This is a genomic window from Advenella sp. RU8 (genome assembly GCF_048381675.1).
GTDB lineage: Bacteria > Pseudomonadota > Gammaproteobacteria > Burkholderiales > Burkholderiaceae_B > Advenella.
On sequence record NZ_JBLWIS010000006.1, the window covers coordinates 98,118 to 109,513 of the forward strand.

Sequence of the window (11,396 nt, forward strand, 5' to 3'; positions counted from 1 at the left end):
TGGGCTGCCCCTGGCGCCTTCAAACCCAGTCCATTAATGCCGAGCAGGCCGCCGTAAGCGCAAGGCCAGCCGTTTCCGTGCGCAGGACCCTTGACCCATAAGTAACCTGGCTGGCGCCACTTTTTGTGAGTGCATCAAGCTCTCGCTTGGACCATCCCCCTTCCGGCCCCACAATCAGGCAAATTTCCTGGATGTCAGGCTGCGTCTTCAAATAAGCGGCCAGACTGGTGCCACCTTCCGGGTGACACAGCAGCTGGTGTGCCAGATGGGCATGATCGGCTATAAACTGCGCCAGGGTTTGCAGGGGTTCTATTTGCAATATCCGGTTCCTGCCGCATTGCTCTCCGGCTGAAACAGCCACTTTTTCCCAGTGATCCTGGCGCTTTTCAAGGCGATTGCCGCTTAAGTTCAGCACGCTACGTTCGGCCTGGACGGGAATTAAATGCTGTACTCCCAACTCGCTGGCTTTTTCAATGATCCAGTCCATTTTGTCGCCCGAAGGCAAGCCCTGGACCAGGGTGATTTTGCCTTTGAGTTCGTGCTCTTGTGCATTGAAGTGTTTGATATCGGCCATGGCTTTGCCGTTCATGAATAACAGTTCGGCATGGTATTGCCCCTGCTTGCCGTCAAACAGGATGATTTCGTCACCTTCACGCAGGCGCAGGGCCCGGGAGGCATGGTGGGCGACATTGTCGGGCAGTGCGATGGTTTGATGAAGGGGCAGCGGGATAGGGCAATAAAACCGGGGAGTAGCCATTGAAATAAACAGTATGAATAAACAGGTTAATCCTGATTGACAGGGGCAGGTCATAAGCCTGTGCGAAAATTTATCCTTGCAGGCAAGCCAATTGCAAGGATAAATTTTACTTTATACAGGCAGTCGGCAAAGTGCAAGGTTTAGAGTGCTAAAATTATAGGTTATTGAAAAAATTTGTTCGCAAGAATTCATAGGACACACATGAAGAATACTGCCACAAGCAATAATCCGTCACTTCTTTCAAATGCAATCCGTGCACTTGCCATGGATGCCGTGCAAAAGGCAAACTCCGGTCACCCCGGTGCCCCCATGGGTATGGCGGAAATTGCACAGGCTTTATGGACCCGCCATTTGCGTCATAATCCGCAAAATCCGGCCTGGTTTGATCGTGACCGCTTCGTGCTGTCCAATGGTCATGGTTCCATGCTGTTATATGCCTTGCTGCACCTTACCGGTTATGATCTTTCCATCGAGGAATTGAAAAATTTCCGCCAGTTGCATTCCAAAACACCGGGCCATCCTGAAGTGGGTGTTACCGCTGGTGTGGAAACCACCACCGGCCCCCTTGGACAAGGTATTGCCAATGCCGTCGGTTTTGCCTTGGCCGAGCGTCTGCTGGCCCTCGAGTTCAACAAGCCTGGTTTGCCGGTTATTGATCATTTTACCTACGCTTTTGTGGGTGATGGCTGCCTGATGGAAGGTATTTCCCACGAAGTGGGTTCATTGGCCGGTACCCTCAAGCTGTCCCGTCTGATTGTCCTTTACGATGATAATGGTATTTCCATCGATGGCCAGGTTGAAAACTGGTTTGCCGATGACACGCCCAAACGCTTTGAAGCATATGGCTGGAACGTTATCCGTGATGTAGATGGCCACGATGTTGATGCGGTTGATCGTGCCATTGCACAGGCCAAGGAAACGGCGCTGGCTGGTAATGTTGGCCCCACCCTTATCTGTTGCAAGACGGTTATTGGTAAAGGTGCTCCTAATATGGCCGGTTCTGAAAAGGTTCATGGCTCGCCGCTGGGTGCTGCCGAGATCGAAGCCACCCGTGCCGCGATTGGTTGGGACCTGCCTGCCTTTGAAATTTCCGATGAGGTTTACCAGGGCTGGAGCCAGGTAGAGCGTGGCCTCCAGTTGCAAGGCGAGTGGCAAGCACGTTTTGACCAGTATGCACAGGCTTTTCCTGACGAAGCCAAAGAGCTGGCCCGCCGCATGAATGGTGAACTGCCCGCCGACTTTGCCGATAAATTCAATGCTTACCTGCAATCAACCGTTACCAAGGCTGAAACAGTTGCCTCACGCAAGGCTTCACAGTTTGCAATTGCGGCCTTGGCTGAAATCCTGCCCGAGTTTCTGGGTGGCTCCGCCGATTTGACCGGATCCAACTTTACCGACTGGAAAGGTGTAGCGCCGGTTCGTGCTACCAGCAGTGGCCTGCAGTTTGGCCGTCATATCAATTATGGCGTGCGTGAATTCGGCATGGCCGGCATCATGAACGGTATTGCCTTGCATGGCGGTTACCTGCCATTTGGTGGCACTTTCCTGACTTTTTCCGATTATTCCCGTAACGCGATTCGCATGGCTGCACTAATGAAGCAGCGTGTGGTGCATGTTTTCACCCATGATTCGATTGGTTTGGGTGAAGATGGCCCCACCCACCAGTCCGTCGAGCATGCCGCCAGCCTGCGTCTTATCCCCAACCTGGATGTTTGGCGTCCTTGCGATACCATCGAAACCGCTATCGCCTGGAAGGCTTCGGTAAGCCGCCCGGCCAGCGTGGGTACAAATGTACAGCATGGTGGTCCCAGTGCCTTGCTGCTGTCACGTCAAAACCTGCCTTTTGTTGAGCGTAGCCCTGAAGTGCTGGCCAATATTGAAAAAGGTGGCTATGTATTGCGTGATGCAGACCAGGCCAAAGCCATTATTATTGCCACTGGCTCTGAAATTGAAATTGCCCTGAAAGCCCAGGAATCCCTGGCCAGTGAAAATATTCCGGTACGTGTGGTTTCCATGCCAAGTACCAATGTATTTGACCGCCAGCCAAAAGCGTGGAAAGATTCTGTCTTGCCAAAAGATTTGCCTTGTGTGGCTGTAGAGGCAGGCGTTTCTTCCATCTGGTATAAATATACCGGACGTGATGGCGTCGTGGTAGGTATTGACACCTATGGCGAATCGGCACCCGCTGGCGTTTTATTCAAGCACTTTGGCCTAACTTCTGAAAAAGTGGCCGACGCTGTCAAACAAGTTTTATAAACCAGGAGAGAATGTAATGACCATTCGTGTTGCAATCAATGGATACGGTCGTATCGGCCGCAACGTACTACGTGCCCACTACGAAAGTGGCAAATCACATGATATTGAAATTGTCGCTATCAATGACTTGGGTGACCCTAAAACCAATGCTCATTTAACCCAGTATGATACCGCCCACGGAAAGTTTCCTGGCACGGTAACGGTTGATGGCGATTTCATGGTTGTTAACGGAGACAAAATCCGTGTGTTGGCAAACCGCAACCCGGCAGAACTGCCATGGGGTGAGCTGAATGTTGACGTAGTGCTGGAATGTACCGGTTTTTTCACCAGCAAAGAAAAAGCCAGTGCCCACCTGAAAGGCGGTGCCAAAAAAGTCATCATTTCCGCTCCCGGTGGCAAAGATGTTGACGCAACCGTGGTTTATGGCGTTAACCATCAAGTCCTGAAAGCGACCGATACCGTTATTTCCAATGCATCTTGCACCACCAACTGCCTGGCTCCGCTGGTTCAGCCTTTGCACGAAGCCCTGGGTGTTGAAACCGGTTTGATGACCACTGTTCACGCCTACACCAATGACCAGGTGCTGACAGACGTTTACCACGAAGACCTGCGTCGTGCCCGTTCTGCCACCATGAGCATGATCCCGACCAAAACCGGTGCTGCTGCTGCCGTTGGCCTGGTATTGCCCGAATTGAATGGCAAACTGGATGGCTACGCGATCCGCGTTCCCACGATCAACGTTTCCATGGTAGACCTGTCTTTCATCGCCAGCCGTGAAACAACCGTTGAAGAAGTTAACGCTATCCTGAAAACCGCTTCCGAAGGTGCCTTGAAAGGTATCCTGGATTACAACGAAGCACCGTTGGTTTCTATCGACTTCAACCATAATCCGGCATCAAGCTCATTTGATGCTACCCTGACTAAAGTTTCCGGCAAGCTGGTTAAAGTTGCCTCTTGGTATGACAACGAGTGGGGTTTCTCCAACCGTATGCTTGATACCACTGTTGCCTTGATGAACGCCAAATAATCAGTTCATTTTGCAACCCACGAAAAACGGCATCCGGTTCTTCAAGATGCCGTTTTTCCTTATCACTATCAATATTGTCAAATCACAATGAATGGATGCGCGGTCTGCATGAAATGGCCTGCTCCATGCAGACGATAATCATAAACTAAGGACCTGCAAAAATAATGGTAAACGTTCAAACGCTTTCCGCACTGGCCAAGGCGGACCAACTCAAGGGTAAACGCGTGTTTATCCGTTCTGACTTAAATGTTCCCTTGAATGATCAGGGCGTTATCACTGAAGATACCCGTGTCCGGGCTTCGGTACCCGCCATTCAAATGGCTCTTGAAGCCGGCGCTGCCGTATTGGTTACTTCCCATTTGGGTCGTCCCACTGAAGGCACCCTGACTGATAAAGACAGTTTGGCACCCGTGGCTGCCCGTTTGTCCGAATTGTTGGGCAAGCCTGTTAAGTTGCTTCAGGACTGGGTTGATGGCGGTTTCGAAGTTGCGCCAGGACAGGTTGTGTTGCTGGAAAATTGCCGCGTTAATGTGGGCGAGAAAAAGAATAGCGAAGAACTGTCGCGTAAAATGGCAGCGCTTTGTGATGTATATGTGAATGATGCGTTTGGTACGGCTCACCGTGCCGAAGCAACTACCCATGGCATGGCCCGTTTTGCACCGGTGGTTTGTGCCGGTCCGCTGCTCGAGGCTGAACTGGCTGCCTTGGGCCGTGTGTTGCAAAACCCCAAGCGTCCGATGGTTGCCATCGTGGGCGGTTCAAAAGTATCCAGCAAGCTTTCCATCTTGCAAGCTTTGGCCGAACGCGTGGATCAGCTGGTTGTGGGTGGTGGTATTGCGAACACTTTCATGCTAGCCAGTGGCCTGAATATTGGCAAGTCCCTGGCAGAACCCGATCAGGTAGAACAGGCTAAAACCGTGATTGATATCATGGCCAAGCGGGGTGCCGGTGTGCCTATTCCGGTTGATGTGGTTTGTGGTAAGTCTTTTTCCGCCGATACCCCCGCCACTGAAAAAGCCGCTACCGAAGTGGCCGATGACGACATGATTTTTGATATTGGTGAGCAAACCGCCAATACCCTGGCAGATATCCTTAAAAAAGCCGGAACCATCGTCTGGAACGGTCCGGTGGGTGTGTTCGAGTTCGACGCTTTTGCCAATGGCACGAAAAAAATTGCCGAAGCGATTGCCGACTCTGAAGGCTTTTCCATTGCTGGTGGTGGTGACACCCTGGCTGCGATTGCCAAGTTTGGCATTGCCGACAAGGTTGGCTATATCTCTACCGGTGGCGGTGCTTTCCTGGAGTTCCTCGAAGGCAAGACATTGCCTGCCGTCGATATCCTGCAACAACGGTTTGCCGAATAATTTTTTACCAGACAAGTAAAACTTTATTACATTTCAAACTGATGCCATAATAAGCGTTCAGAATAGAACGTAAAATTATGGCATCAGCCGATGCCCTTCAGGAATAATAGGGGTAGGGGAAATGTATAAAAGACATTTTGTGTCCTTGGGTTTTGTGTTGCTGGCGGGTACGATTTCTGTCGTCCAGGCGGCAGAAATAGCGTCACTGATACCCACCGGGCGCATTAATGAAGTCAGCAGCGTCAAGGCCCGTTTCAGTGAGCCGGTGATTCGTCTCGGACGTGCAGACAGCCCCGATCCCCTGTTGGTCAAGTGTGATCATCCTACCCTGAAAGGCCATGGCAAATGGAGCGATCCATCCAATTGGTCGTATGATTTTGAAGGCAGGGTGCCTTCTGGCGTCACTTGCACTATTACACCCAATGCCGATTTCCGTGACCTGCAAGGCAAGGCTGTACAGTCAAACTCCAAATACACCTTCAATACGGGTGGCCCTCGTGTTGATTATGTGGTTCCCTATGGTGACCAGGTTGATGAAGAGCAGGCTTTCGTCATTAATTTTACGGCTCCTGTCAACCCGCAGTCCCTGGCCCAAAAGGCCGTTTGCACGGCAACCGGCTACGGTGAACAAATTCCTGTCCGTGTCTTTGACCAGCAAGAAAAGCTGGAATTATTAAAAGGATCCCTGGATTATCTCTTGGATCGTGCCGGGCAGGTTGAAGTGGTGCAATGTAGCCGCCGCTTGCCTGCCAGTGGCAAAATGCAACTGTTTATCGATAAAGGCCTTAAGGGGCAAAGTGGCTTGTTGTCCGAGCTGCCTTATGAACGCAATTATGAGGTCAGGGAGCCATTCAAGGTCAGTTTCAGTTGCCTGCGTGAAAACCAGAACCAGGCATGTATGCCTGTCAAACCTGTTTCCTTAAGCTTTAACGCACCGGTGCCACTTGAACAGGCCAAGGCTATCCAATTAGAAGTGGGTGGCAAAATTCATTCCCCTTCATGGCAAGACGATGATGATGCCCCCGAGAATCTGGTTGAGAGCGTCAGGTTTATGCCGCCATTCCCTGAGAATGTAGCAATGCGGGTCATATTGCCAGCCGATTTTCGGGATGATGCGGGCAGGGTATTAAGCAATGCCAGCCAGTTTCCCCTAAAAAGCAGCTTTGGACGTACCCCACCGCTGGTGAAGTTTGCCTCATCCACGTTTGGCATCATAGAAATGCATGCTGAAACCGAGCCCGGCAAATCACTCAAGGAACAGCCTGCCTTGGTGCCATTGACGGTACGCAATGTGGAAAGCAACTTGCAGGCGGATGATCATCTTGTTTCTCCCGGGCAGGTCAGCGATTTTGTGCCGCAATCCGACCAGGATGTGTTGAACTGGTTTTACCGGGTTCGCCGTCTGGAAGAGGCCCGCTACAGTCCGGCCAATATCCGGGCCATCATGAATGACCAGGCCATTAACTGGGGCAATGAAGACCAGAAAACAGAGATTGACACCCGTTCGGTTTCCATTCTTTCCAATAAGGAAGGCGTTACTAAAGTTGATTTGCCCGCGTCAGGCAAAAATAACGAGCGTGAGTTTGAAGTGATCGGGCTGCCTTTGCGGCAACCCGGTTTTCATGTACTGGAGGTTAAGTCAGCGCATTTGGGGCAGTCCTTATTGAAAGACCGCAACCTCATGTATGTGCGTACATCGGTTTTGCTTACCAATATGGGCGTACACGTCAAGAAAGGCAAGGATGATTTCCTGGTCTGGGTAACCACGCTTGATGATGCCAAGCCGATTGCCAATGCACAGGTCAATGTGCTGGCCTGTGATGGACAGGTGGTGGCCGGCGGGCAAACCGATGAACAGGGGATCTGGCACTTGCGCAAAGCCGTTAAAGGCAAGGATTACTGCGAAAGCAATGGCATGAGCGGTTATTTTGTGTCTGCCCGTCTTCCTGAAAATCACCCTATGGCGAATGGCGTTCCCGATTACTCCTTCGCATTCACCAGCTGGGACCGGGGTATTGAGCCTTGGCGCTTTAATGTTCCGATGGGCTACAGCAGCGATCTGCTTGATCTTAAAACCCATACTGTATTTGATCGCAGCCTGTTCCGGGCCGGTGAAACCGTCTCGATGAAACATTTCATCCGTACCGAAACCCGGGATGGCTTTGCCTTGCCTGATGTTGAACGCAGGCCCAAACAGCTTACCATTTCGCATATAGGCTCATCCGACACTTATGAAATCCCTGTGGAATGGCAGCCTACTCCTAGCGGTGGATTAAGCGCGGTTTCAAGCTGGACGATTCCCAAATCGGCCAAGCTGGGCGAATACGAAGCACGCTTCGATAGCGTAGGAAATGATTATTTTTCCGGGGCCAATTTCCGGGTCGAGGCCTTTAAATTGCCACTACTGACCGGTAGCCTTAAAATTGTCCAGCCCGGGCAGGAAGGAAAGGCAATTGTTGCACCGCATAAACTTGACCTGGATCTGCAGCTTAATTATATTGCCGGCGGGGCAGCGGGGATGTTGCCGGTAACGGTTTCTGCCATGGCACGTGACCGTTCGGTCAGTTTTGCCGATTACACTGATTTTTCTTTTGAGCCGCCACGCAGTTTACAGGAAGATAATGCGTATGGGCAGCCGGATTCTGCCGTTAAGCTGTTTGTGGATAAAAAACGGCTTGTGCTGGATGACAAGGGCGGAGCACGGGTAGAAATTACCCCGGTTCCAGAGGTTAAACAAGCCAAAACCTTTACCTTTGAAGCCAGCTTCATGGATCCGAATGGTGAAATCCAAACCCTGAGCCAGCAGGTTGCGGCGTGGCCGGCCAATATAGTGGCCGGTATTCGTACCGGTTACTATATTGAAAAGGGCAAAAATGCAAAAATCACGGCCCTGGCCCTGACGCCTGCCGGCAAGCCGGTTGGACAAACCGATATTCGCGTCCAGGCCGTCAAATACACCTCCCATACCGTGCGCAAGCGTCTGGTAGGCGGTTTCTACAGTTATGATACGCAGCAACTAAGTCAGGATATGGGGACGGTTTGTGAAGGCCGCACCGATAAAGACGGGCGTCTTGAATGTGAAGTTGCCCTTGCGGAAACCGGGCGCCTCAGCCTGATCGCAGAAGTTCGTGACGAACAGGGAAATCAGTCCCGGGCCGAATCAGGAGTGTGGGTGATTGGTCAGGAAGAACTCTGGTTTGCCGGTGAAAACAATGATCGCATAGATATTATTCCCGAACGCAAGGAATACTCGGCCGGTGACAAGGCCAGGTTTCAGGTGCGGATGCCATTCCGCCAGGCCACTGCATTGCTTGCCGTAGAGCGGGAAGGGGTGCTGGAAGCCAGGGTGGTGAATATTGATGGGAAGGACCCAACAGTCAGTATTGATATCAAGCCCGAGTGGGGACCCAATGTTTATGTTTCCGTATTGGCTTTGCGGGGAAGGGTCCGTTCGTCACCGGGCCTGTCCCTGTTCAATTGGGGCAAGGATACCGAAGAAGTTGCGGCACCGACGGCCATGATTGACCTGGCCAAGCCGGCCTTTCGTTTTGGCTTGACGGATATCCGGGTGCAAAGCCCGGCGCACAAGCTGTATATCCAGTTAAGTGCCAACAAGGAGCAATACAAAATCCGTGAAACCGCCCAGGCAACCATCAAGGCGGTATTGCCCGATGGCAAGCCGGCGGCAGGGGCTACCGTGGCGGTTGCTGTGGTGGATCAGGCCTTGCTTGAGCTGTCAGACAACCCAAGCTGGGAATTGCTCAAGGGCATGATGGGGATTCGTCCTTATAGTGTTGAAACGGCAACGGCACAATTGGAAATTGTCGGACGGCGCCATTATGGCCGTAAGGCCCTGCCACCAGGGGGCGGCGGCGGTATTGGTGCCCCTACCCGGGAGTTGCTGGATACCCTGTTGCTTTGGAAGCCCGATATCGTGCTGGATGAACAGGGGCAGGCGACCATTGATATCCCGCTTAATGATGTTATTTCCCGCTTTAAAGTAGTGGCGGTCGCTGATCATGGTGCACAACTGTTTGGTGATGAGGCGGTTTTCATCAATACCACCCAGGATCTGCAAATCATTTCAGGCCTGCCACAAGTGGTACGTGAGGGAGATCGTTATCAAGCCATGGTAACGGTTCGCAATTCAAGTATCCGGGACATGAAAATGCGGGTTCAGGCCAGCTTTACCGGTACTGCGGTGCCAGCACAGTCATTGCCCGCCCGTGAGCTGGCCCTGGCAGCCGGTAGTTCCGGACAAGTAAGCTGGGACGTTTTGGTGCCTACCTCGGGCTCCATTCAGGACAACCTGAAGTTGACCTGGACCTTGCGGGTTGCCGAAACGGAAACCGGTGATGCGCTGGATCAGTTGCGGTTCACGCAGGCCGTGTCACCGGCAACGCCGGTCACGGTACGCCAGGCAGCCTTGTTATCTGTAACGCCTGAAGCGCCCGTGAACGATTTGCAGTTGCAGGTACCGCCAGAGTCCTTGCGAAAATCAGGCCGGGTTGTGGGCGGGGTACAGGTCCAGCTACAGCCTACGTTGTCCAACGGTTTGCAGAATGTCCGTAAATGGTTCAATAACTATCCTTATACTTGTCTTGAGCAGGTATCTTCCATTGCCGTTGGCCTGCACAGCCCCGAAAAATGGCAGGCCATCATGGAACAGTTGCCGTCTTACCTGGATCAGGATGGCTTGGCCATGTATTTCCCCAGTGCTGTCCTGAACGGTGATGTAGTGCTGACCGCATACCTGGTTTCTATGGCCGATGAGGCGCAAAAACTGGGGATTGTGGATGGTATTCCTGCCGCCTACCGTGAACGCATGCTCGAGGGCCTGCAAAATTACGTATTGGGTAAATTGCGCCGTAATACGTGGGCGCCGGTCAATGACAATGTTGAACGACGCGTGCTAGCCCTTGAGGCGCTTTCCCGCTATGGCATGGTCACGCCTTCCCTGCTGACGGCAGTCAAACTGGATACCCAGAACTGGTCAACCGCAGCGCTTGTCGACTGGATGAATATCGTTACCCGCGTCAAGGGCATGCCCAACCGCGCACAGATGCTTGAACGGATTCGTCACGCATTGATCGCGCGCATGGATCGCCAGGGCACGGCGATGGTTTTTGCCGATACCGGGCGTAACTCGTCCTGGTGGCTCATGCTTAATAATGAAGCGAATATGGCTAAGCTATTGCTAGCGGTCATGGGCAACAAGGCATGGGAAAACGATATTCCCTACATGTTGCAGGGCCTGTTGCAAATGCAGCAGCAAGGCGCATGGTCGACCACCACGGCCAATTTGTGGGGAACGCTGGCTGTCGGACAATTTTCCCGAAAATTTGAAAAAACGCCGGCGCAGGGTAGTGTGAATATGACACTGGTGCCACAAAGCGGAGAAACCCAGTCCTGGGATAATTTAAGCCTCAATCAAAAAGTGTTTGCTCCGTGGTCCAATGCCGGCCAAGAGTCCCTGTCTCTCGCCAAGCAGGGGCCAGGCCGGGTATGGGCAACGGTCAGTGCCCTGGCGGCGGTGCCTGTTACGCAGCCTGCCTACGCCGGTTACGTGATTGAAAAAAACATCGAGCCGGTCAGCCGTGCTTCAGAAACACAATGGGGCGTGGGTGATGTTTATCGGGTCAAGCTCAGCATCAAGGCCAAGTCGGCCATGAACTGGGTGATTGTGTCCGACCCGGTTCCTGCTGGTGCCACCATACTTGGCAGTGGCCTGGGCCGCGACTCGTTGATCAGCACGGTTGGTGAAAAAAATGATTATTGGGATGGTCCCAGTTTTGTAGAGCGGCAAGCGGATGTTTATCGTGCCTACTACCAGTACCTGCCTGCCGGTGAGTCGGTGGTGGAATATACCGTGCGCCTGAATACGCCTGGCCAGTTCGTATTGCCTCCTACCCGTGCCGAAGCCATGTATGCGCCGCATGTTTATGGTGAGTTGCCGAATACGAACGGCTTCGAGGTAAAAGGGCAATAAGGC

Annotated in this window: 5 protein-coding genes; 4 read left to right on the forward strand and 1 reads right to left on the reverse strand. The window is 52.4% G+C overall.

Features of this window, described 5'->3' with window-relative positions:
- Window positions 1-19: 19 nt before the first annotated feature.
- Complete coding sequence (locus ACM5Q9_RS09300; protein WP_418144450.1) at window positions 20-757, reverse strand: 16S rRNA (uracil(1498)-N(3))-methyltransferase; 738 nt, start codon at window positions 755-757, stop codon at window positions 20-22.
- Between the two features lie 201 nt (window positions 758-958).
- Here ACM5Q9_RS09300 and tkt point away from each other — a divergent pair, with 201 nt between their 5' ends.
- From tkt to ACM5Q9_RS09320, 4 genes are all read left to right on the forward strand, one after another.
- Entirely contained in the window at window positions 959-3,013 is a 2,055-nt protein-coding gene (gene tkt / locus ACM5Q9_RS09305) for a transketolase (protein WP_418144451.1), read from the forward strand.
- Between the two features lie 16 nt (window positions 3,014-3,029).
- Window positions 3,030-4,040: a type I glyceraldehyde-3-phosphate dehydrogenase gene (gene gap, locus ACM5Q9_RS09310; protein WP_418144452.1), complete on the forward strand. Its 1,011-nt coding sequence runs from the start codon at window positions 3,030-3,032 to the stop codon at window positions 4,038-4,040.
- A gap of 164 nt (window positions 4,041-4,204) precedes the next feature.
- Window positions 4,205-5,404, forward strand: a complete 1,200-nt coding sequence (locus ACM5Q9_RS09315) for a phosphoglycerate kinase (protein ID WP_418144453.1) — start codon at window positions 4,205-4,207, stop codon at window positions 5,402-5,404.
- Window positions 5,405-5,525: 121 nt separating this feature from the next.
- On the forward strand, window positions 5,526-11,393 hold the full coding sequence (locus tag ACM5Q9_RS09320; RefSeq protein WP_418144454.1) for an alpha-2-macroglobulin family protein: 5,868 nt from the start codon (window positions 5,526-5,528) through the stop codon (window positions 11,391-11,393).
- The last annotated feature ends 3 nt before the right edge of the window (window positions 11,394-11,396 follow it).